This is a genomic window from Curtobacterium sp. PhB136, assembly GCF_004346855.1.
In the GTDB taxonomy this organism is placed as follows: domain Bacteria; phylum Actinomycetota; class Actinomycetes; order Actinomycetales; family Microbacteriaceae; genus Curtobacterium.
In genome coordinates this window covers 294512-316526 of the sequence record NZ_SMGH01000008.1, presented here as the reverse complement: position 1 = coordinate 316526, position 22015 = coordinate 294512, and the positions used below count along the sequence as shown (strand labels likewise).

17 protein-coding genes are annotated in these 22015 nt (G+C 70.7%); 12 read left to right on the top strand and 5 right to left on the bottom strand.

Features of this window, described 5'->3' with window-relative positions; all coding sequences use genetic code 11:
• Positions 1-5: 5 nt before the first annotated feature.
• The gene (locus EDF27_RS19790) at positions 6-569 is read right to left on the bottom strand and encodes a M23 family metallopeptidase (protein ID WP_165931524.1); all 564 of its coding nucleotides are present in this window, start codon (positions 567-569) and stop codon (positions 6-8) included.
• 624 nt (positions 570-1193) lie between these two features.
• Between EDF27_RS19790 and EDF27_RS15370 the strand changes: the two genes are divergently transcribed.
• From EDF27_RS15370 to EDF27_RS15325, 10 genes are all read left to right on the top strand, one after another.
• A complete protein-coding gene (locus EDF27_RS15370) occupies positions 1194-2636 on the top strand; it encodes a sugar porter family MFS transporter (protein WP_243698382.1) in 1443 nt (480 codons plus the stop codon).
• 307 nt (positions 2637-2943) lie between these two features.
• On the top strand, positions 2944-3873 hold the full coding sequence (rpsB, locus tag EDF27_RS15365; protein ID WP_123653734.1) for a 30S ribosomal protein S2: 930 nt from the start codon (positions 2944-2946) through the stop codon (positions 3871-3873).
• 83 nt (positions 3874-3956) lie between these two features.
• Complete coding sequence (gene tsf / locus EDF27_RS15360) at positions 3957-4784, top strand: translation elongation factor Ts (protein ID WP_132049757.1); 828 nt, start codon at positions 3957-3959, stop codon at positions 4782-4784.
• Between the two features lie 117 nt (positions 4785-4901).
• Positions 4902-5621 carry a UMP kinase gene (gene pyrH / locus EDF27_RS15355; protein WP_123653732.1) on the top strand — a complete coding sequence of 240 codons (720 nt, stop codon included), beginning with the start codon at positions 4902-4904 and terminating at the stop codon, positions 5619-5621.
• Between the two features lie 46 nt (positions 5622-5667).
• The gene (frr, locus tag EDF27_RS15350; RefSeq protein ID WP_123653731.1) at positions 5668-6222 is read left to right on the top strand and encodes a ribosome recycling factor; all 555 of its coding nucleotides are present in this window, start codon (positions 5668-5670) and stop codon (positions 6220-6222) included.
• A complete protein-coding gene (locus tag EDF27_RS15345) occupies positions 6222-7220 on the top strand; it encodes a phosphatidate cytidylyltransferase (protein WP_123653730.1) in 999 nt (332 codons plus the stop codon). Before frr ends, EDF27_RS15345 begins: the two co-directional genes overlap by 1 nt.
• Positions 7221-7296: 76 nt before the next feature.
• Positions 7297-7845 carry a DivIVA domain-containing protein gene (locus EDF27_RS15340; RefSeq protein WP_123653729.1) on the top strand — a complete coding sequence of 183 codons (549 nt, stop codon included), beginning with the start codon at positions 7297-7299 and terminating at the stop codon, positions 7843-7845.
• A gap of 89 nt (positions 7846-7934) precedes the next feature.
• Positions 7935-8903, top strand: coding sequence for a lytic transglycosylase domain-containing protein (locus tag EDF27_RS15335; RefSeq protein WP_243698381.1), 969 nt, complete (start codon positions 7935-7937; stop codon positions 8901-8903).
• 13 nt (positions 8904-8916) lie between these two features.
• On the top strand, positions 8917-9237 hold the full coding sequence (locus EDF27_RS15330) for a hypothetical protein (protein ID WP_132049755.1): 321 nt from the start codon (positions 8917-8919) through the stop codon (positions 9235-9237).
• A complete protein-coding gene (locus EDF27_RS15325) occupies positions 9234-9992 on the top strand; it encodes an alpha/beta family hydrolase (RefSeq protein WP_132049753.1) in 759 nt (252 codons plus the stop codon). The genes EDF27_RS15330 and EDF27_RS15325 overlap by 4 nt, the downstream gene beginning before the upstream one ends.
• Before the next feature lie 96 nt (positions 9993-10088).
• On the opposite strand, the gene EDF27_RS15320 is transcribed toward EDF27_RS15325, so the two are convergent.
• Complete coding sequence (locus tag EDF27_RS15320; protein ID WP_132049751.1) at positions 10089-11903, bottom strand: hypothetical protein; 1815 nt, start codon at positions 11901-11903, stop codon at positions 10089-10091.
• A gap of 186 nt (positions 11904-12089) precedes the next feature.
• Between EDF27_RS15320 and EDF27_RS19785 the strand changes: the two genes are divergently transcribed.
• Complete coding sequence (locus EDF27_RS19785) at positions 12090-13832, top strand: hypothetical protein (RefSeq protein ID WP_165931523.1); 1743 nt, start codon at positions 12090-12092, stop codon at positions 13830-13832.
• The gene (locus tag EDF27_RS15305) at positions 13829-14845 is read left to right on the top strand and encodes a tetratricopeptide repeat protein (RefSeq protein ID WP_132049747.1); all 1017 of its coding nucleotides are present in this window, start codon (positions 13829-13831) and stop codon (positions 14843-14845) included. The genes EDF27_RS19785 and EDF27_RS15305 overlap by 4 nt, the downstream gene beginning before the upstream one ends.
• A gap of 155 nt (positions 14846-15000) precedes the next feature.
• On the opposite strand, the gene glgB is transcribed toward EDF27_RS15305, so the two are convergent.
• The 3 genes from glgB to EDF27_RS15290 all read right to left on the bottom strand — a co-directional run bounded on the left by glgB (position 15001) and on the right by EDF27_RS15290 (position 21982).
• The gene (gene glgB, locus EDF27_RS15300) at positions 15001-17622 is read right to left on the bottom strand and encodes a 1,4-alpha-glucan branching protein GlgB (protein ID WP_243698380.1); all 2622 of its coding nucleotides are present in this window, start codon (positions 17620-17622) and stop codon (positions 15001-15003) included.
• The gene (locus EDF27_RS15295) at positions 17619-19619 is read right to left on the bottom strand and encodes an alpha-1,4-glucan--maltose-1-phosphate maltosyltransferase (protein WP_243698379.1); all 2001 of its coding nucleotides are present in this window, start codon (positions 19617-19619) and stop codon (positions 17619-17621) included. The genes glgB and EDF27_RS15295 overlap by 4 nt, the downstream gene beginning before the upstream one ends.
• A gap of 173 nt (positions 19620-19792) precedes the next feature.
• Complete coding sequence (locus tag EDF27_RS15290; protein WP_132049745.1) at positions 19793-21982, bottom strand: glycogen debranching enzyme; 2190 nt, start codon at positions 21980-21982, stop codon at positions 19793-19795.
• Positions 21983-22015: the final 33 nt, after the last annotated feature.

The window sequence follows — 22015 nt, the reverse complement described above, 5'->3', positions numbered from 1 at the left end:
GTGGGTCACCCGGGCCACGCCGACTCGGGCAGCAGTACCGGCCACTCCGCGGCGGGCAGGTAGGGCGTCGGATCGACGTACCGGTCGTCGAGTCGGGCACCGAGGTGCACGCACGGAGCCGTCGCCGGGCAGTGCCCGACGGCGACGGCACCGACGGGATCGCCCTGGCGCACCGCGTCGCCCTTCGCCACGAGTGGAGTGACCGAGTCGAGCGTGCTCACCAGCCCCGAACCGTGGTCGATCGTCACGACCGGGCGTCCGCCGACCGACCCCGCGAACGCCACGACCCCGTCGTCGACCGCCACCGCCGGGAGCCCGAGCGGCGCGGCCACGTCGATCCCGCGGTGTCCCGCCGAGTAGTCGTCCGCGGGGGCTTCCCACCCGCGCTCGACCACGCGAGACCCGGTCGGCCACATCCACGGCGGCTCACCGGTCTCGCCCGGTTCGGTCACGCGCACGGTGACGCTCGCCGGTGCCGGTGCCGGTGCAGCCGAGTCGAGCGGCCCGACCGCGCCCACGAACAGCGCCGCCACGAGGAGCGCGGGCGGTGCCAGGGTTCGTTGATTCATGAGAACCAGCCTCGTGCGCTGGGGCCGCAGCGCACCGGGGCGGAGGTCCATCTGTGGATGGCGGGGCGAGCCTCCAGGCTGTGGGGGAGTCGGCGTTCCTGCGTGCGTCTGCATCTTCCGACACCGCGGGTGTCGTTCGACTTGCGCGGTGTCGACGCATGCGGGTGCATCCGGTACGTCTGCTTCTTCCGACACCGCGGGTGTCGTTCGACTGGCGCGGTGTCGACGCATGCGGGTGCATCCGGTACGTCTGCATCGTCCGACACCGCGGGGCCGTTGCGCGGGCAAGCAGCGACGATGCTGATGTCGTACGACAGCGACCTCGTCGTTCCGCATCGGGCGGGGCCGTTGCGCGGGCAAGCAGCGACGATGCTGATGTCGTACGACAGCGACCTCGTCGTTCCGCATCGGGTTCCGCCCCGCCGCGCCGCCGCCATGCGCCGCCGCCCTGCCGCTCGCCGCTCGCCCCGCCGCCCCCGAACACAACCCGGTTATGACCACCAGCCGATCGGAGAGTAACGTCGGGGCCGCTCCGGACCACGCAACGCCGCTCGGACGGCGAATCGAGCCGACCGCCGGGGCACCGTGCACCATCCCGCACGGCGGCAGAACACCAGGAGCATCGTGTCGAACACAGCCACCGGGCACGGCGAAGACCGTGCGTTCAAGGGGAAGGTCACCGCGTTCGCCATCGCAGCAGCGGTGGGCGGTTTCCTCTTCGGATTCGACTCGTCCGTCATCAACGGCGCGGTCGACGCGATCAAGGGCGAGTTCGGCCTGTCCGAGGCCGCCAGCGGCTTCGCGGTCGCCTCAGCCCTCATCGGCTGCGCGTTCGGCGCGTACTTCGCCGGCCGCCTCGCGGACCGCTGGGGTCGCACCCGCGTGATGTTCTGGGCGGCGGTGCTGTTCTTCGTCTCGTCGATCGGTGCCGGCTTCGCCTTCGCCACGTGGGACTTCGTGATCTGGCGTCTCGTCGGTGGTCTCGGCATCGGGACCGCGTCGGTCATCGCGCCGGCGTACATCTCCGAGGTCTCCCCGAAGGCGATCCGCGGCCGTCTGGCGTCGTTCCAGCAGCTCGCGATCACGCTCGGCATCTTCGCCGCGCTCCTGTCCGACCAGTTCTTCGCGGTCACGGCGGGCGGCGCGTCCGAGGTCGTCGCCGGTCTTCCGGCGTGGCGCTGGATGTTCCTGGTCGGCATCGTCCCGTCGGTGGTCTACGGCATCCTGGCGATCACGCTGCCGGAGTCGCCGCGGTACCTGCTCGCGAAGGGCCGCAAGGACGACGCGCGCGAAGTCATGACGAAGATCGTGCCGCGCGACACCGTGAACACGAGCCTGGAAGAGATCCAGGACGGCATCGAGAAGGAAGCCAAGGAGAAGAAGGGCTCGATCCGCGGCAACCGCTTCGGGCTGCAGCCCATCGTCTGGGTCGGCATCATCCTCGCCGTCCTGCAGCAGTTCGTCGGCATCAACGTGATCTTCTACTACTCGACGACGCTCTGGCAGGCCGTCGGCTTCAAGGAGAGCGACTCGTTCCTCATCTCCACGATCACCTCGGTGGTCAACGTCGCGGTGACGTTCATCGCGATCTTCCTCGTCGACAAGGTCGGTCGGAAGCCGCTCCTCGTGGCCGGCTCCGCGGGCATGTTCGTGTCGCTCCTCATGGTCGCGATCGCGTTCTCGCAGTCGAAGCTCGTGGACGGCGCCCCGAGCCTCCCGGGCGCATGGGGCCTGATCGCCCTGGTCTTCGCGAACCTCTTCGTGGTGTCGTTCGGCGCCACGTGGGGACCGCTCATGTGGGTCCTGCTCGGTGAGATGTTCCCGAACCGCATCCGCGCCACGGCGCTGGGGATCGGTTCGGCGGCGAACTGGATCGCGAACTTCATCGTCACGATCACGTTCCCGGTGCTCTCCGGCTTCAACCTCACGGTGACCTACGGCATCTACGCGCTGTTCGCGCTCGTCTCGCTCTTCTTCGTCATCGCGAAGATCCCCGAGACGAAGGGCCGCTCCCTCGAGGAGATGGGCATCAGCGCCGAGGGCGATGCGGTGAAGGCCAAGTCCTAGCAAGACCGGAAGAACCGGCCTGGAGGCACGGTGCGGGTCCGACCCGCACCGTGCCTCCTTTCTGTTAGCATTTCTCCAGCAGTGCGCTGATGCGCGCTGACTTCGCGTGTCCACAGTGCTTGTCACGGGCAGTGCTCTTCACGGGCAGTGCTTGTCATCGAGCACGGCATCCGACCACCGGTCCCGCTCTCACGAGCGGGCGGTCGTGCGCCAGGACACCAGGGATCGCGACCTCCGGTCGCGTTCGACACAACCGCAACAGGTCCGCAGCACGCCTGCGCGCCGAAACACAGAAGGAGGACGGCACATGGCCGTCGTCACCATCCGCCAGCTGCTCGACAGCGGCGTCCACTTCGGACACCAGACCCGTCGGTGGAACCCGAAGGTGAAGCGCTTCATCCTCGCCGAGCGCTCGGGCATCCACATCATCGACCTGCAGCAGTCGCTGGCCTACATCGACCGCGCGTACGACTTCGTCAAGGAGACGGTCTCGCACGGTGGCACGATCCTCTTCGTGGGCACCAAGAAGCAGGCGCAGGGCTCCATCGCCGAGCAGGCGACCCGCGTCGGCCAGCCGTACGTCAACCAGCGTTGGCTCGGCGGTCTGCTCACGAACTTTCAGACGGTCTCCAAGCGCCTCGCGCGCATGAAGGAGCTCGAGGAGATCGACTTCGACGACACGACGAAGGGCTTCACCAAGAAGGAGCTCCTCATCAAGAAGCGCGAGCTGGACAAGCTCCACAAGACCCTCGGTGGTATCCGCAACCTCACGCGGACCCCGAGCGCGCTCTGGATCGTCGACACCAAGAAGGAGCACCTCGCCGTCGACGAGGCGCAGAAGCTCGGGATCCCGGTCATCGGCATCCTCGACACCAACTGCGACCCCGACGAGATCAACTACCCGATCCCGGGGAACGACGACGCGATCCGCTCCGTCGGCCTGCTGACCCGCATCATCGCGGACGCCGCTGCCGAGGGCCTCAAGACCCGCCACAACGGTGGCTCCGACGAGGAAGCGGCCGAGCCGCTCGCCGAGTGGGAGCAGGAGCTCCTCGGTGGCGAGACGACGACGGCCCCGGCCGCCGACGCCGCGCCCGAGGGCAGCACCGTCGAAGAGAACGACGCTGACGCGCAGGTCGCCGCCAAGGAGATCGGCGAGCCGATCGCCGACGAGGCGAAGAACGCCGAGCCGACCGCTGAGGCCGAGGCCGCTGCGGAGACCACCCCCGCCGAGTGAGTGTCCGAGGGCGTCGGGCCACACGGCCCGGCGCCCTCGACTCCGCTCTCCACACACGCATAGTCCAGAAAGGACGCCATTCAATGGCAAACTTCACCGCTCAGGACGTGAAGAAGCTCCGCGAGGACCTCGGGGCCGGCATGATGGACGCGAAGAACGCGCTCGTCGAGGCCGACGGCGACTACGACAAGGCCGTCGAGCTGCTCCGCATCAAGGGTGCGAAGGCCGTCGCCAAGCGCGATGACCGTGCCACCTCCGAGGGCGTCGTCGTCGCGACCGCCGACAACGGTGCCGCCACCGTCGTCGAGCTCGCCAGCGAGACCGACTTCGTCGCGAAGAACGAGAAGTTCACCACCCTCGCCGACAAGGTCCTCGCCGCGGTCGCCGCTGCGGGTGCCGCCGACGTCGCCTCGGCGAACGAGGCCCCCCTCGACGGCAAGACGGTGCTCGACGTCGTCAACGAGAGCGCCGCGGCGCTCGGCGAGAAGCTCGAGGTCCGCACGGTCCGCCGTGTCGAGGGCTCGAAGTTCGAGATCTACCTGCACAAGACGAGCCAGGACCTGCCGCCGCAGATCGCCGTCGTCGTCGCCTACGACGGTGACAACGCCGCCGAGGCCCGCTCGATCGCGCAGCACGTCGCGTTCGCGAACCCGTCGTACCTCACGCGCGACGAGGTCCCGACCGAGGCGATCGAGAAGGAGCGTGCGACCGTCGAAGCGATCACGCGCGAAGAGGGCAAGCCGGAGGCCGCCCTCCCGAAGATCGTCGAAGGTCGCGTCAACGCCTTCATCAAGGGCATCGCGCTCCTCGACCAGGACTACGCGAAGGACAACAAGATCTCCGTCGCGAAGGCCGCCGAGAACGCCGGCATCACGATCCAGGGCTTCGCCCGCGTCAAGGTCGGCGCGTAACGAACCCATGACGGGGTCAGGAACCAATCGGTTCCTGGCCCCGTTTTCGCGCCCGCGGCCCACCGGCCGCCCGGGCGCTAGTAGATTCCACGAGACTCCGTAACGAAGGGCGAGCACATGACCGACGAGAAGACCGGACGACGACGGGTCCTGCTGAAGCTCTCCGGAGAGGCCTTCGGTGCCGGCTCCCTGGGCGTGAACCCCGACGTGATCGGCAGCATCGCGAAGGAGATCGCCGTCGCCGCGCGTGACGTCGAGGTCGCCATCGTGGTCGGCGGAGGGAACTTCTTCCGCGGCGCCGAGCTCTCCCAGCGCGGCATGGACCGTGGGCGTGCCGACTACATGGGCATGCTCGGCACCGTCATGAACGCCCTCGCGCTGCAGGACTTCCTCGAGCAGGCCGGTGCGGCCACGCGCGTGCAGTCCGCGATCAGCATGACCCAGGTCGCGGAGCCGTACATCCCGCGGCGCGCGGAGCGACACCTCGAGAAGGGCCGCGTCGTGATCTTCGGTGCGGGTGCGGGACTGCCGTACTTCTCGACCGACACCGTCGCCGCACAGCGTGCGCTCGAGATCGGTGCCACCGAGGTCCTCGTCGCCAAGAACGGCGTCGACGGCGTGTACTCGGCGGACCCGAAGAAGGACCCGACCGCCGAGAAGCTGCACCACGTGACCTACCAGGACGCGCTGCTCAAGGGCCTCAAGGTCGTCGACGCCACCGCGTTCTCGCTCTGCATGGACAACGGCATGCCGATGCACGTGTTCGGCATGGAGGGCGAGGGCAACGTCCAGGCCGCGATCCGCGGTGAGCGCATCGGCACGGTGGTCAGCAACTGACCTCCCCGGCTGACTAGACTCGACGACGTACCGAAGGAGAACCACCGTGATCAGTGATGTCATGAGCGAAGCCACCGAGAAGATGGCCAAGGCCGTCGACGTCGCCAAGGACGACTTCTCGACCGTCCGGACCGGCCGCATCAACGCCGCGCTCTTCCAGAAGATCCCGGTCGACTACTACGGGTCCCCGACGCCGCTCGCGCAGCTCGCGTCCCTCCAGACGCCCGAAGCGCGCACGCTGATCGTGACGCCGTACGACAAGACGGCGCTGAAGGAGATCGAGCGGTCCATCGCGACCTTCCCGAACCTCGGCGCCAGCCCCACGAACGACGGCGAGATCGTCCGTGTGACGATCCCGGAACTCACGCAGGACCGCCGCAAGGAGTTCGTCAAGCTCGTCCGGAGCAAGGGCGAAGACCACAAGGTCGTCATCCGCAACATCCGCCGCAAGGCGAAGGACGACCTCGACGCGCTGAAGGGTGAGATCTCCGACGACGAGATCGCCCGCGGCGACAAGGACCTCGAGGCCCTCACGAAGAAGCACGTCGACCTCATCGACGACGCGCTGAAGAAGAAGGAAGCCGAACTCCTCGAGGTCTGATGCCCCGTCGTGACGAGGGCGCTGACCGCCCCACAGCAGATGACCCCCGTCCGGCGGCGAAGGGCCTCAGGCACGATTTCGATGCCAGGGCCCGCGCCGCTCGGACGGACTTCGAGGCGCAGATCCGCCAGCGCCGCGCGTCGTTCGACGCCCGCAACGAGGCGCTGACCGCGCGCACCGGACGGAACCTCCCGGCCGCCATCGCGATCGCCCTGGCGTTCGCGGTGGTGATGCTCGGGTCGCTCCTGATCTGGGAGCCCGCCTTCATGGTGGTCGCCGCCTTCCTGATCGGCTTCGGCGTCTGGGAGCTCGCGAGCGCCATGCGCTTCGCCGGCCGCGACGTCCCGCGGATCCCGAGCGTCGCCACCGCCATCGCGATGGTGCCGGCGGCGTTCCTGGGCGGTCAGGTCGAAGCGCTCTTCACCATCCTCGGTGGGATCGTGCTGATCACGGTGTGGCGCCTGGTCGAGGTCCTGTTCGCCCGGCAGAAGCCGTCGGCGGGCAACGTCTTCCGTGACCTGACGAACGGCTTGTTCGTCCAGGCGTACGTCACCCTCCTCGGCGCCTGCGTCGTGCTGCTCTCCGCGCTCCAGGACGGTGCGCTTTGGGTCGTCGGCTTCATCCTCGTGGTCGTCGCGGTCGACACCGGCGCCTACGCCACCGGCCTGAACTTCGGGAAGCACCCGATGGCCCCCCGGATCAGCCCGAAGAAGACCTGGGAGGGCTTCGCGGGCTCCGTCGCGGCGAGCATCATCGTCGGGATCCTGGTCGCCTGGCTCATGCTCGGGCTGCCGTGGTGGACGGGCGTGGTCCTCGGTGTGCTCATCTCCGGGTCCGCGACGCTCGGCGACCTCACGGAGTCGATGATCAAGCGTGACCTGGGGATCAAGGACATCTCGTCCTTCCTGCCCGGGCACGGTGGTCTGCTCGACCGGATCGACAGCATCCTGCCGTCCGCGGCCGTGGCGTACCTGCTCTACCTCGTCGTCAACCACTGAGCCGCGACCGGGACCCTCGGAGCCGCTGCCCGCGCGTCCAGCTCCCACCAGGGGAGTGTGCTGGCAGAATGTCGGCGTGCCCACGACGTTCCCGACAGCTCCCCGTTCGGTCCTCGGTTACGACATCGACGAGGTCGAGCGTTTCCTCGAGGATGCCCGCAGCGCCTACACGGCCAACGACAGCGCCCCCGGCATCGAGGCGGCGAAGATCCGCGCGACCGCGTTCTCGATGAAGAAGGGCGGCTACTCGACGCAGCACGTCGACGCCGCACTCGAGCGGCTCGAGGACGCCTTCGCCACCCGGGAGCGCGAGCGCGAGATCGCCGACGTCGGGCAGAAGTCCTGGTACGCCGAGGCCCGCACGAAGGCGTCCGACGTGGTGGCCCGCCTCGAACGTCCCGAGGGGCAGCGCTTCCACCGGGTGAACTTCCTGTCGACGGGGTACCACCCCAAGGACGTCGACGCGTTCGCCAAGCGGCTCGACGGGTACTTCCGTGAAGGCAAGCCGCTCAGCCTCACCGAGGTCCGCTCGATCGTGTTCCGACCGAAGCACGGCGGGTACCGCGAGGCCCAGGTGGACGCCCTCCTCGACGCCGTCGTCGAGGTCATGCTCGCGGTCCGGTAGCCCCGAACCGCGCCGCAGACCGCGCGAACCGACGCGCCGGGCACCGGTGCTTCGCTTTCCGTGATCGTTCCGTTATCCTGGACGGACTCATGGGCAGGCACACGGCAGACATTCGATCCGACCGCGCAACCCGGCAGCAGTTCGACCACCCCGTGGTCAGCGAACGCCGCGCGGCACAGAACCGAATCCGCACCGCGGACACCTCGGTTGCTCAGACGAACCCGACGGCGACGATGCCGGCACCCGGGAACGTCGCTCCCAAGTCCGTCGCGGAGAACCGCGTCAGTCCGCAGGTCGAACTCGCTCCGGCGACGCCCGCTGACCCGCGCATCGTGAAGCAGCGCCGCGCGAGCGTCGCCCGCACCACCGCGCCGAAGGCCCTCAAGCCGGTCTCCGAGCGGGGGCTCAACGGTTTCATGCGCAAGCGCGCCACGATCCCCGCGCTCTCCTTCTTCGCCGTGTTCGGCTTCGTCGGCGGTTCGCTCTTCAACCCGCTGCAGGCGGACGTCGCGCAGGCCGCGGTCTCCACGCCCGTCCTGACGAAGGCCCCCGCGGTCCCGCAGCAGTACACCGCGCACGGCACCTACGCCGCGTTCGACGTCACCCGCGACGGCTACGACATCACGAAGCCGGCGCCGAAGGTCGTCAAGCCCGCCGTCACTGCGACCGATGACGCCGACACCGCGACCGACAGCACCGCGGCCAAGACCACGGTCACCGCGTCGAACAGCATCGCCGCCGTCGCAGCGACCCCGGACCCGGGCAGCGCGCAGGCCATCGCACTCCAGCTCGTCACCGCACGCGGCTGGGGGACCGACCAGTACAACTGCCTCGTCTCCCTGTGGAACAAGGAGTCGGGCTGGCGCGTGAACGCCTACAACCCGAGCGGCGCGTACGGCATCCCGCAGGCACTGCCGGGCAGCAAGATGGCCTCGGCCGGCGCCGACTGGCAGACGAACCCCGCCACGCAGATCACGTGGGGTCTCAACTACATCTCCGGCGTCTACGGCACCCCGTGTGGCGCCTGGGGTCACAGCCAGTCCTTCAACTGGTACTGATCGGCGGTTCCGGATGCCGCGCAGCAACCGGCCGCGGCGTCCGCGTGGTCGGGTCGACGATCGTCGCGTCGCGACCCCTGGCCCCGAGGAATCCGGCCTCGACCGCCTGATGAGCGGGTGGAAGCGGACCGAGGTTCGTCGTGGGCGCGAGTACGCCGTGCAGCCGATCTCCGCCGCGTCGGCGCAGAAGGAGTACGTCTGCCCGGGCTGCGGCGGTGCCGTGCTGCCCGGCGTCGCGCACGTCGTGGTCTGGCGCACCGACGGGGTCCTGGGCGATGCCGCCGACCTCGCGTCCCGCCGCCACTGGCACACCCACTGCTGGAGGACCGCATGACCGGTGAGGAGACCCCGACCGACGGGCCCGACACGGAGATCCGCTCCGCCACCGTCCTGCCGGCCCGTCGCACCGACATCGAGCTCATCACCGACGACCACCTGACCCTCGTCGGGGAGCTCGCCGAGCCGCTTGATCGCCCTGCCCGCGGCACGATCGTCACGCTGCACCCGCTCCCCACCGCGCAGGGCTTCATGGACTCGCACGTCCTGAAGAAGGCCGCCGCGCGGCTGCCGGAACTCGCGGACATCGCGGTGCTCCGCTTCAACTTCCGCTCGGTGTCCTCACCCCGAGGCACGTCCGAGGGCACCTTCGGTGAGGGGGTCTCGGAGGGCTTCGACCTCCGCGCCGCGGTCACCGACGTCGTCGACCGCGGATTGCCGACCCCGTGGCTCGTCGGCTGGTCCTTCGGCACCGAGGTCATCCTCAAGCACGCGCTCGAGCACGTCGACGCCGGTACCGTTGCCGGGGTCGTCCTGCTGTCGCCACCCCTGCACCGCACCACGGACGACGAGCTCGCCCGCTGGGCCGCGGTGTCGGTCCCGGTCGTGGCGCTGGTCCCCGAGCACGACGACTTCCTGCAGCCGGCGGAGGCAGCACGGCGTTTCGCGCTCGCACCGAACGTCCGGGTCGTCCCCGTGGCCGGTGCGAAGCACCTCTGGGTGGGGGAGCGCTACGTCCGCGTCGTGCTCGACGCGATCGCCGACCTGGTGGTCCCGGGCAGCGCACCGCTGCCGACCGACTGGCCGCGCTGAGACCCTGCTCCGGGCCGCGTGTGCGCCCGGAACCGGCCGTCTGAGCGCGGTGACCCGGTCTGGAGGCGCGTCACGGGCCTCCCGACCGGATCCGTCTCAGGAGTTGGTGGCGTCCACCCCGGCCGGGGAGTCGTCGACGACCCCTGCGGCATGCGACAGCACGCCCCGGAGGTTCTCGAGGTACCCGGCGACCGCTTCGCGCTCGGTGCGGATCGCGGCGAGGCGGTCCTCCGCCTCGGCGATCTGCTCTGCCGTGCGCTCCTCGGCTTCGGCGACGATGCGGTGCGCGCGCTCGTTCGCCTCGTGCAGGACGGTGCGCGCGTGCTCCTCGGCGTCCGCGGTGCTGGTGCGCTCGAGGTCGTTCGCCTCTTGCTGCAGGCGCTCGGCACGCTCCCGGGCCTCGGTCGCGCGGCGGGTGGCCTCCGCGAGCTGCAGGTTCGCCTCGTCCAGGTACTTCTGCGTCTCGGTGACCGTCTCGTGGTGCTTCTGCAGGTAGTCCTGCTCGGCGTCGTCGCGGCGGCCGGCGAGCTCGGACTCGAGGGTCGTGCGGGCTTCGTCGCGCTCCCGGGCGATCTCGGCGCGGACCTCGTCGCGTTCCTTGGCGAGGTCGGCGCGCGCGGTGTCGATCTCCTGACGGAGGGCGGTGCGCTCGGCTTCGAGGGCGCCGAGTTCGGTGCTGCGGCGGTCGGCGATCTCGGTGTCGACCTCGGCGTGCTCGCGCTCCCGCCGGGCGGCGAGCTCGGCGTCGTGGTCCTGAGCGGCGCGTTCGGCGGCGGCGAGGGCCTCGGCGCGCTCCCGCTCGATGCGGCTGCGGTGCTCCGCGGTCTCGCGGGCGATCCGGTCCGCGGTCTCCTGCGACAGGCGCTCGTTCTCGGCGGCCGTCTGCTCGGCATCGACGCGGAGCTGCGCGCGAGCGGCTTCGATCTCCTGCGCGAGCGCGGTGCGGGCGGACGCCAGCTCACGGTCCCACTCGGCGCGGGCGGCGGCGAGTTCCTCGTCGAGGAGTCGGCTGCGGTCGGCGAGTTCGGCGTCGAGTTCCGCGCGGCGGCCATCGACCTCTGCGGCGAGGTCCGCGCGCCCGGTCGCGATCTCGAGCTCGAGGGCGCGGCTGCGCTCGGCGTGCTCGTGCTCCCACGCGGCGCGACCGTCGGTGATCTCGCGGTCGAGGGCTTCGCGGCGGGTGCGTTCGTCGCGGTCGAGGTCGTCCACGCGTCGGGCGTGGTCGGCATCGAAGACGCTGCGACGGTGCTCGGTCTCGCGGTCGAGGTCCGCGGCGGCGCTCCGGGCGTCCGCAGCTTCGCGCTGGGCGAGTTCGCGGAGCTCGGCGACCTCGTGCTCGACACCGGCACGGAGGGCGTTCGTGTCACGGATCGCGACCGAGCGGGTCTCTGCGGCTTCGGTCACGGCGGCACCGCGGATGGCGGCGGCTTCGTTCCGGGCGTCCTGCGTGAGCATGCCGGCTTCGGCGCGGGCGCGCTCGACGGTGTCGGCGGACTCGGCGCGGGCACGGGCGAGTTCGTTCGTCGCGCGGGTGCGGGCGTCTTCGAGGGTCTCGCGTGCTTCTTCGGTGGCTTCGCGGACGGTGCGGTCGGCCTCGGCGCGGCTGGAGGCACGGAGGCGCTGTGCGTCGATGTCGGCCTGGCTGATCAGCCGGGTGGACTGTTCTTCTGCGACGCGGAGCGTGGACTCGAGGCGTGTGCCGAGTCCGCTGTAGGTGGGGGTGCCGGCTTCGTCGAGCTCGGCCTGCACGTCGGTGAGACGGGTCTGCAGGAGACGGATCTCCTTCGCGGCTTCCGCTCGGTCGTTGTTCGACTTGATGAGCTCGCGACGCAGGTCGTTCAGAGCGCGGTCCACGTCGTCCTTGCGGTACCCCCGCATCTCGGTCCCGAACTCTGCCTCGTCGTTCGCCACGTGTCGCTCCCGCTGCTCCTCCGGACGGCTCGGTGCCGCCCGCGCGTCGAGTGTAGTGGTGCCGCTCGGGCCGCGTCTGAGCCTGTGGAAAGTGCCCCGGGATGCGCCACCCAGCGTCTCTCGCGTATCCTGGGCCGTTGATTCGCGCGCCGATTCCCCCACCCCGGCGCGGAGGGAGAGAGATCCGTGCGATTCGTCCTGGCGATCGTCGCCTTCGTCATCGGGTTGCTGCTCGTCGGCCTCGGTGTGGCACAGCGGACCGTGTTCGCCCCACCGTCGTCCATCGTCGCGCAGTCCTCCACGACCACGAAGGCGCCGGTGACCGTCATCCCGGGCACCGTCCTCAACGCGAACCCGGGGTACCAGCGGATCAACATCGCCGGTTCCGGCACGGTGTTCGCGGCCTACGGCAAGACCTCCGACGTCACGGCGTGGGTCGGTGACGCGGAGCACAACACGCTCCGCTACGACGCCGACACGTCGAAGCTCGTCGCGAAGACGACCGGCAGCGAGTCGACCGTCCCGGACCCGAAGGGCAGCGACCTCTGGTACCAGGAGTACGACGGCGCCGGGCAGTTCACGGTGCGTCTGCCCGCGGACACCTCGGTGATCATCGTGGGCGACGGCAAGTCCGCCGCTCCGGCCGACGTCTCGGTGACCTGGCCGCGTGACACCGCGACCCCCTCGGTCGGCCCGCTGATGACCGCCGGCGGGGTCTTCGTCCTCGGCGGGATCGCCCTGCTGATCTGGGCGTTCCTGCACCAGCGGCGCTCCCGCGGACCGCGTCGTCGGAGCGGTGGCACCCGTCCGCCGCGCGTGCGTGCCTCGCGCCGTGCAGCCGCCGCCGGTGCGCAGGTCCCGTCGCGGTCCCGTCGCGGCCGCCGCTCGATGATCGCCGTCCCGGTGGTCCTCGTCGGTGCACTGGCCCTGACCGGGTGCTCGTCCGAGTACTGGCCGCAGGGCGGTGGCGCCGATTCGGCGACCCCGACCCCGACGGCCTCCGCCACGGGAGCCGCCGAGCAGGCCGAGCCGACCGCAGCCACCCGGCAGCAGATCAGCCGCGTGGTGACCCGCGTCGCCGCCGTCGCCACGAAGGCGGACGCCGACCGTGACTCCACGCTCGCCGAGACCCGCTTCACGGGACCGGCGCTCGAGCTCCGCAAGGCCAACTACGCGATCCGCGCGAAGGACACCGACGTCGACGCCCCGCCGGCGATCTCGGCGTCCGACATCTCGGTGTCGCTGCCGCAGCAGACCGACAGCTGGCCGCGCACGGTGTTCGTCGTGGCGTCCGACCCCGACGACGCGAAGACCGCGCCGCAGGCGTTGACGCTCGTGCAGGAGTCCGCCCGCGACGACTACAAGGTCATGTACGACGTCTCCCTCGAGGCCGACGCCAAGCTGCCGTCCGTCGCCCCGGTGTCGATCGGCACGGCGCAGCTCGCGTCCGACACGAAGCTCCTCGCGCTCGCGCCCGACCAGGTGGCACCCGCCTACGGCGACATCCTCTCGAAGGACACCGACAGCGAGTACGCAGACCTCTTCCAGGCCGAGGGCGACGACCTCCGCGAGAAGATCGGCAAGGCGTACAAGGACAAGAAGTCCGCGTCGCTGCCGGACACCGCGAAGATCGAGTACTCGTCCGAGTCGCCCGAGGACACCGCGATCGCCCTCGCGACGAACGGCGCCGGCGCCCTCGTCTCGGTGAACCTGAACGAGATCGAGAAGGTCACCCCGACCGCGTCCGGCGCCGAGGTGAACACCGAGGGTGCCGTGAAGGCCCTCTCCGGTGTCGACTCCAGCAAGAAGGGCGTGAGCGCCACGTACGGCGTCCAGCTGCTCTTCTCCGTGCCGGCCGTCGGGTCGGACGACAAGATAGTCCTGCTCGGGTTCACGCAGGGCCTGACCGCAGCGAGTGAGGTGCAATGACGAACGTCCCCCCGACCCCGTCCGGACTCCGCGGAGCCGTCGACCTGTCATCCCTGGTCGACCGTGCGCAGCGACCGGCAGCACAGCAGCAGCCCGGCGGCGCCTCCGGTGCTGCCGGCGGCCCCGGTGGCGCCCCGTCCGGCCCCGGATCCGAGACCGGCGCGGACGTCACCGTCCCGTCGCTCGTCGTCGACATCACGGACGACACCTTCCAGGACGTCCTGCAGCTCTCGACCATCGTCCCCGTCATCGTGGACATCTGGGCCGAGTGGTGCGGGCCGTGCAAGCAGCTCTCGCCGATCCTCGAGCAGCTCACCGAGGAGTACGCGGGCCGCGTCGTGCTCGCCAAGGTCGACGCGGACACGAACCCGCAGCTCGTCCAGGCGTTCCAGGCGCAGTCGATCCCGACCGTCGCGGCGCTCATCGGCGGTCGCCCGCTCGGACTCTTCGTCGGCGCGCTCCCCGAGGCACAGGTCCGCGACGTCTACGAGCAGGTGCTCCAGGCCGCCGAGCAGAACGGTGTCTCCGGTCGCGTGACCGTGGACGGCGCTGCCGCCCCGGCCGAAGGCGCCGAGCAGGGCGAGCCCGAGCCGGAACCGCTCCCGCCGCACCACCAGGCCGCGTACGACGCGATCGAGCAGGGCGACTACGCCACCGCGATCCAGGAGTACAAGACCGCGATCGCGCAGGACCCGCACGACCAGATGGCCGTCGCGGGGCTCGCGCAGGTCTCGCTGCTCGACCGGCTGAACGGCCGGACCGCGGACGAGATCCGGAGCGCCGCGGGTGCAGCACCGACGGACGTGTCGGCGCAGCTCGCCGTCGCCGACCTGGACATCAGCGGCGGCCACGTCGAGGACGCCTTCGGGCGGCTGCTCGACCTGGTCCCGACGGTGTTCGGCGAGGACCGCGAAGCACTCCGCGTCCGGCTCGTCGAGTACTTCGAGCTGATCGGTGCGGAGGACCCGCGGGTCGTGGCGGCGCGCCGCCGACTCGCGAGCGCGCTCTACTAGGAGTCCCGGAAAGCGACAGTGCCCACGCGGGATCCGCGTGGGCACTGTCGCTTTTCCGTACCGGACGGGAGCCCTGTACCGGACGGCAGCCCGGTACCGGACGGGAGGCCCGGTGCCAGCTGGCACCGGGCCTCCCGTCCGTGGAGGGGTCGCGACTACCGCGTCAACTTCAGCCAGACCGCGCCGAGCGGCGGCACCACGAGGTGCGCCGACGCCGGGCGTCCGGCCCACGGGGTGTCCTCGGCGGTGACGACCCCGAGGTTCCCGACCCCGGACCCGCCGTACTCGGCGGCGTCCGTGTTGAGCACCTCTTGCCACTGCCCGGCGACCGGCAGCCCGAAGCGTCGCTCGACCGGCACGCCGGAGAAGTTCACGAACACCGCGAGCCGCTCGTCCCCGGTCTTCCGGAGGAACCCGATCGTGGAGTGCGGAGCGTCGCCGCCCTCGATCCACTCGAAGCCGTCGGCCGTGGAGTCGTGCGTCCAGAGCGCCGGCGTGTCCTTGTACACCCGGTTCAGCGCGGCGACGAGGTCCTGCACGCCACGGTGGCCCGGGTCGTCGAGGTGCCACCAGTCGAGCCCGCTGGCCTCGGACCACTCCGAGATCTGCGCGAACTCCTGCCCCATGAAGAGCAGCTGCTTGCCGGGGTGCGCCCACATGAACGCCAGGTACGCCCGGACGTTCGCGAGCTTCTGCCACTCGTCGCCGGGCATCTTGCCGTAGAGCGAGCCCTTGCCGTGCACGACCTCGTCGTGGCTGATCGGCAGCGTGAACTGCTCACTGAACGCGTACACGAACGAGAACGTCAGCTCGTCGTGGTGGTACGCGCGGTACGCGGGGTCGCGCTGCACGTACTCGAGCGAGTCGTGCATCCACCCCATGTTCCACTTCTGGCCGAAGCCGAGCCCGCCGGCACTCGTCGGCTGGGTGACCCCCGGCCACGAGGTGCTCTCCTCGGCGATCATCACGATGCCGGGGTAGCGCTTGTACGCGGTGGCGTTGGTCTCCTGCAGGAACGAGATCGCCTCGAGGTACTCGCGGCCGCCGTGGATGTTCGGCAGCCAGTCGGTCCGGGAGTAGTCGAGGTAGAGGATCGAGGCGACGGCGTCCACGCGGAGCCCGTCGATGTGGAACTCCTCCATCCAGTACAGCGCGTTCGCGACCAGGAAGTTCCGCACCTGCGGCTGCCCGAAGTCGAACACGTAGGTGCCCCAGTCGAGCTGCTCGCCGCGGCGGGGGTCCGGGTGCTCGAACAGGGCGTGCCCGTCGAACTTCGCCAGTGCCCACTCGTCCTTCGGGAAGTGCCCGGGGACCCAGTCCATGATCACGCCGATGCCCGCGGAGTGCAGGCGGTCGATGAGGTACCGGAGGTCGTCGGGGGAGCCGAAGCGGGCCGTCGGTGCGTAGTACCCGGTGACCTGGTAGCCCCACGAGCCGCCGAACGGGTGCTCGGAGAGCGGCAGGAACTCGATGTGCGTGAACCCGAGGTACTGCACGTGCCCGATGAGCTGGTCCGCGACCTCGCGGTAGCTGAGCCCCGGGCGCCACGAGCCGAGGTGGACCTCGTAGACGCTCATCGGCCGGTCGTGCGTGGTCGTCTTCGCGCGGTGCTCCATCCACGCCCGGTCGCCCTCGGACCACTGGTAGTCCGAGCTGGTGATCACGGAGGCGGTGAGCGGCGGCACCTCGGTGCGGCGTGCGAACGGGTCGGCGCGCTCCACCCAGCCGCTGTCGGTGAGGATCTGGAACTTGTAGCGCTGGCCCTCGAGCGCACCGGGCCAGAACAGCTCCCAGACACCGAGGTCGCTGAGCCGGCGCATCGCGGTGGTGCGGCCTTCCCAGCCCTCGAAGTCGCCGATCACGCGGACGGCGGTGGCGCGGGGTGCCCAGACCGAGAACGCCACGCCGTCGACGCCGTCCATCGTGCGGACGTGCGCACCGAGGTGGTGCCAGAGCTGTTCGTCCCGGCCTTCGCCGAAGAGGTGCAGGTCGAGTTCACCGAGCGTCGGCGGGAACCGGTACGCGTCGTCGGTCGTCCACGTGGCGTCGTCGGTGTCCGTCGTCTCGTCGTAGTCGTAGTCCGCTTCGACCCGGTACCGGCCGAGTGCTTCGGCGGTGGCGCCGGCCCAGAGGCCGTCGCCCTCGTGGGTCAGCTCGATGTCGTCGCCGTCCAGGCGGACGAGGCGCACGGCGTGCGCCAGGTGCCGGACGACGCGGACGCTCGTGCCGCCGTCGACGGGGTGCGGGCCGAGGACGTCGTGCGGCTGGGACCAGCGGCCCTCCGCGACGGCCTGGCGCAGCCAGTCCTCGATGGGGGCGGGACGTGGCTCGGCGTGGGTCTGCTCGCCCGAGGCCGAAGCCGACGCAGGGGCAGATGCAGAGGGAGGAGTCGGTGTCGGGCCGGAGGCTCGGGTCGGCTCCGCAGGGACGCTGCGGTCGTCGGGTGCGTCGCTCACGTGCCGCGGGTGCGCCGCGTCGGGGGAGTGCCCCGCGAGCGTGGCCGACTCCTCGACGCCGCGGTCCGGTGCCTCACGGCGCGGCAGGCGAGCACCGGGTAGGTCCTCACCGGGCGCCGACGTCCGCGGTTCGGTCCGCGGAGCGGGCTTCGCGGTGGCCGCCGGGACGCGCGGGGGCGCCGGGGTCGGCGCGGGCGTCGGCGCCGACGAGCTCGGGCGCGCCGCGACGGGCGGGGGTGGCGGCTGGACCGGCGGCACGCTCGGCCCCTGTCCGCGGTCCCGGGGTGTGGTCCGGTCGGCCTCGTTCGGGTCGGTGGTCATCGGTGCGGTCCTTCCACGACGAGCAGGTGCACGGGCTCCTGGAATGCGTCCAGGCGGACGTAGTTCGACGATCCCCAGACCCAGCGGGCGCCGGTCACGACGTCGCGGACGTCGAACTGCTGCTCGGGATCGAGCCCCAGCGCGGTCAGGTCGAGGTGCACGGTGGCTTCCCGAGCGGAGTGGGGGTCGACGTTCGCGACGACGATCACGGTGTCGTCGCGGCCCGAGCGGATGAACCGTCCGGGGAGGTGCTTGGAGTACACGACGATGGCGTCGTCGTCGCTCTCGTGCACGTGCAGGTTCCGGAGCTGCCGGAGTGCGGGGTGTGCGGAGCGGAGCCGGTTCAGCATCGTCACGTACGGGGCCAGGCTCGCGCCTTCGGCTTCGGCGAGCGCGAAGTCGCGCGGCTTGTACTCGTACTTCTCGTTGTCGATGTTCTCTTCGGAGCCCGGTCGTGCGACGTCCTCGAAGAGCTCGTAGCCGGAGTACATGCCCCACGTCGGAGCACCCGTCGCGGCGAGCGCGGCCCGCACCTTGTAGCCGGCACGGCCGCCGAACTGCAGGTACTCGGTGAGGATGTCCGGCGTGTTCACGAACAGGTTCGGACGGAGGTAGTCGCTGGTCTCGTGGGCGAGCTCGTCGAAGTAGTCCGCGATCTCGTCCTTGGTGTTCCGCCACGTGAAGTACGAGTACGACTGCTGGAACCCGGCTTCGGCGAGCGCCCGCATCATCGCCGGGCGGGTGAACGCCTCGGCGAGGAACACCGTGTCCGGGTGCTCGTCGCGGATCTCGCGGATGACGCGCTCCCAGAACCACAGCGGCTTGGTGTGCGGGTTGTCGACGCGGAAGATCCGGATGCCGAGGTCGATCCAGTGGCGCAGGACCCGCTCGACTTCCGTCACGAGCCCTTCCGGGTCGGTGTCGAACTGGATCGGGTAGATGTCCTGGTAGCGCTTCGGCGGGTTCTCCGCGGTGGCGATGGAGCCGTCGGCGCGGGTGGTGAACCACTCCGGGTGCTCGGTGACCCACGGGTGGTCGGGGGAGCACTGCAGCGCGAAGTCGAGGGCGACTTCCATCCCGGTGTTCTTCGCCGTCTCGACGAAGTCGCGGAAGTCGTCTTCGGTGCCGAGGTCCGGGTGGATCGCGTCGTGGCCGCCTTCGGCCGAACCGATCGCCCACGGGCTGCCCGGGTCGTTCGGTCCGGCGTCGAGCGTGTTGTTCGGCCCCTTGCGGGCGGTCTGCCCGATCGGGTGGATCGGCGGCAGGTAGACCACGTCGAAGCCCATCCGCGCCACGCCGGGCAGACGACGGGCAGCGGTGCGGAAGTCGCCGCTCTTCCAGGACCCGTCCGCGTTCCGCTTCGCGCCTTCGCTGCGGGGGAAGAACTCGTACCAGGCGCCGACGCCGGCGCGGGTGCGCTCGACGTCGAGCAGCTGCACGGGGGAGTGCGTGCGGAGCGAGGTGAGCGGAGCTTCTTCGACCTCGGCGGTGATGCGGGGGTCGTCGACGGCGGCGAGGCGCTCGGCGGGGTCGAGGTCGGTGTCGCGGACGCGCGCCGCTGCACGGCTGGCAGCGGGGGAGTCGGTCTCGGTGGCGAGCCGGTCGAGCAGGACCGCACCGTCGAGCAGGGTCGCTTCGGTGTCGACGCCCGCCGCGATCTTCAGGCGTGCTCCGTGCAGCCAGGTGTCCCAGTCGTCGGAGTACGCCTCGACGTGCCAGGCCCAGACCCCCACGTGGTCGACCTGCACGGTCGCTTCGTAGCGGTCGGTGCCCTCGGCGACGAGCCGCAGCGGGACGGTCCTGGTGCCGCCGTCGGGGCGTTCGAGGACGAGGTCGGCGCCGATCACGCCGTGTCCTTCTCGGAAGACGGTCGCGCCGAACGTGATCACCTCGCCGTCGAACGCCTTGCCCGGGAAGCCGTTCGGCGTCCTCGGGGCGAGTTCGGTGATCGGGATGCGCCCGATCTTCGGACGCCGGGGTCGGTCTGCGGTGGCCACGGACCCGACGCTACCCGGCGGCGCCCTCCGTGTTCCCCGGAACGGGCGACCTGTGGACAACTCGTCGGGGCAGTGGGGCCTCACACGCACCGGACGGGAGGCTCGTGGCGGCCTGGCACCGGGCCTCCCGTCCGGTGTTGACGCGCGTCCGCACCCAAGGTGGGCGGCGTGCGTCAGAGGACGTCGAAGACGTGGATGCCGGGACCGTAGGCGGTGAACACCGTGCCGGCCGGCCGGTGCCGGTCGTGGTCGCGGTGCTTCTCGCTCGACCACGCCAGGCGGTACGCGAGCACGTCGTCCCGCACCGGCAGGGCCAGGTCACGGGTCCGACCGCTGCCGTGCACCACGACGAGCACCCGGTCGTACGGCTCGTGCTCCGGAGTCGACTCGACGAACCACTGCACGGCGCGGTGGATCGGCTGGTCCCACCACTCGCCCGTCATGGGGCCGCCGTCCGGCCCGTACCAGGTCATCCGGGAAGCGCTCGGCGTGCTCTGCCCGTCGACCCCGTACCGGTACGGCCGGAGCGCGGGGTGCGCAGCACGCAGTGCCGTGAGTGCGGCGACGGTCTCCGTCATCGCCTCGGCGTCCTCGTCGTCGGACCAGCCGACCGGGGTGAGGTCCTCCGAGACCACGTACGCGTTGTTGTTGCCGTTCTGGGTGCGGCTGCGCTCGTCACCCGCGGTGAGCATCGGGATCCCGGCGGAGAGGAAGAGCGTGCCGAGCAGGTTCCGCATCGACCGCCCCCGTGCCGCACGGACGCCGCGGTCCTCGGTCTCGCCCTCGACGCCGTGGTTGAACGAGCGGTTGTCGTTCGACCCGTCGCGGTTCTCCTCGCCGTTCGCCGCGTTGTGCTTGGTGTCGTACGCGGTGAGGTCGTGCAGCGTGAAGCCGTCGTGCGCGGTCACGAAGTTCACGCCCGCGAGCGGCCCGCGGGGGACCCCGAAGATGCTCCGCGACCCGGTCAGTGCGCCGGCGAGCGCGCCGATGCCGGAGCCGGGGACCCCGGAGCGGCGCTCCTGCGCGATGTCGGTGAGCCAGAACTGCCGGACGGTGTTCCGGAAGCCGTCGTTCCACTCGCTGGTGCCGGAGCCGGAGCCGCTTTCGGAGCCGGTGCCGGTGCCGGTGCCGCTGCCGCTGCCCGGGCCTCCGGTCGGCCCGAATGACCCCGTGCGCCACCCGTCCGGCCCGACGTCCCACGGCTCGGCGATGACCAGGACGTCCTGCAGGTCCGGATCCCGCCGGATGCGTTCCAGCAGCGGGTGCGCCGGGTCGAACACGTGCGACGCGTCGCGGGCGAGTGCGGCCATCAGGTCGAACCGGAAGCCGTCGACCTGCACCTCGCGCGCCCAGTACCGCAGGCTGTCGAGGACCAGGTCCGCGGTGGCCTCCACCGAGGTGTCGAGGGTGTTGCCGCAGCCGGTCGTGTCGAAGTACGTGTCGTCGGACGCCCAGCGGTACCGGTTCGCGCCGTCGATGCCGCGGAGCGAGGACGTCGGGCCGCCGAGCCCCTCTTCCGCGGTGTGGTTGTAGACCACGTCGAGGACGACCTGGATGCCGGCCTCGTGCAGGAGCCGGACCATGCCCTTGAACTCCCGGAGCACCCCGTCCGCTCCCCGTGCCCGGGCATCGGCCGAGGCGTGCGCGGCGTGCGGCGCGAAGAACCCGAGGGTGTTGTACCCCCAGGCGTTCTCCCGCCCGGCGTCCTGCAGCCAGTGCTCGGTGTCGAACGCGTGCACGGGGAGGAGCTCGAGCGTCGTGACGCCGATGCGCTGCAGGTGCGCGATGGTGCTCTCGTGCGCGACGCCGGCGTACGTGCCGCGGAGGTGCTCCGGCACCGCGTGGTTCGCGGCGGTCAGGGTGCGGACGTTCGCCTCGTACACGACGGCGCGGTCGAGCGGGACCACGGGCTTCACCGAGTCGCCCCAGTCGAAGGCGTCGTCCACGACGACGCTCGTCCAGCGCTGAGCGGCGTCCTGGTGCTGGTCCTCGTCCCTGTCCTGGTCCTTGCCCGGGTGCTGGTCCTGGTCCTGGTGCTGGTGCTGGTGCTGGTCCGCGTCCGCGGACACGGTCGGCGTCCGGACGATGCCCCGCGCGTACGGGTCGAGCAGCGGCCGCGTCGGGTCGAAGTCGTCCCGTGGCCCCGACGGCCCGTCGACGAGCAGGTGGTACGTGTCCCCGGGGCGGACGCCCTCGAGCGACCCCGTCCACACGTCGGTCTCCGGCAGCCGCTCGAGCGTCACGGACCCGCGTCCGTCAACGACGAGTGTCGCCGAAGTCGCGGTGGCCGATCGCATCGCGAAGTGCGCGGCACCGTCACCGAGGCGGAGCCCCTGGTCGATGTCCATCGCGATCTCGTGCATCCGTCAAGAGTACGAGGACCCGCGGGTATCCTG

Coding starts and splice junctions, on each gene's coding strand:
- EDF27_RS15335 (WP_243698381.1), top strand. CDS start 7,935: ATGGGCAGGCACACGGCAGACATTCGATCCGACCGCGCAACCCGGCAG.
- glgB (WP_243698380.1), bottom strand. CDS start 17,622: ATGACCACCGACCCGAACGAGGCCGACCGGACCACACCCCGGGACCGC.
- tsf (WP_132049757.1), top strand. CDS start 3,957: ATGGCAAACTTCACCGCTCAGGACGTGAAGAAGCTCCGCGAGGACCTC.
- EDF27_RS15290 (WP_132049745.1), bottom strand. CDS start 21,982: ATGCACGAGATCGCGATGGACATCGACCAGGGGCTCCGCCTCGGTGAC.
- rpsB (WP_123653734.1), top strand. CDS start 2,944: ATGGCCGTCGTCACCATCCGCCAGCTGCTCGACAGCGGCGTCCACTTC.
- EDF27_RS15330 (WP_132049755.1), top strand. CDS start 8,917: ATGCCGCGCAGCAACCGGCCGCGGCGTCCGCGTGGTCGGGTCGACGAT.
- EDF27_RS19790 (WP_165931524.1), bottom strand. CDS start 569: ATGAATCAACGAACCCTGGCACCGCCCGCGCTCCTCGTGGCGGCGCTG.
- pyrH (WP_123653732.1), top strand. CDS start 4,902: ATGACCGACGAGAAGACCGGACGACGACGGGTCCTGCTGAAGCTCTCC.
- EDF27_RS15305 (WP_132049747.1), top strand. CDS start 13,829: ATGACGAACGTCCCCCCGACCCCGTCCGGACTCCGCGGAGCCGTCGAC.
- EDF27_RS15345 (WP_123653730.1), top strand. CDS start 6,222: ATGCCCCGTCGTGACGAGGGCGCTGACCGCCCCACAGCAGATGACCCC.
- EDF27_RS15325 (WP_132049753.1), top strand. CDS start 9,234: ATGACCGGTGAGGAGACCCCGACCGACGGGCCCGACACGGAGATCCGC.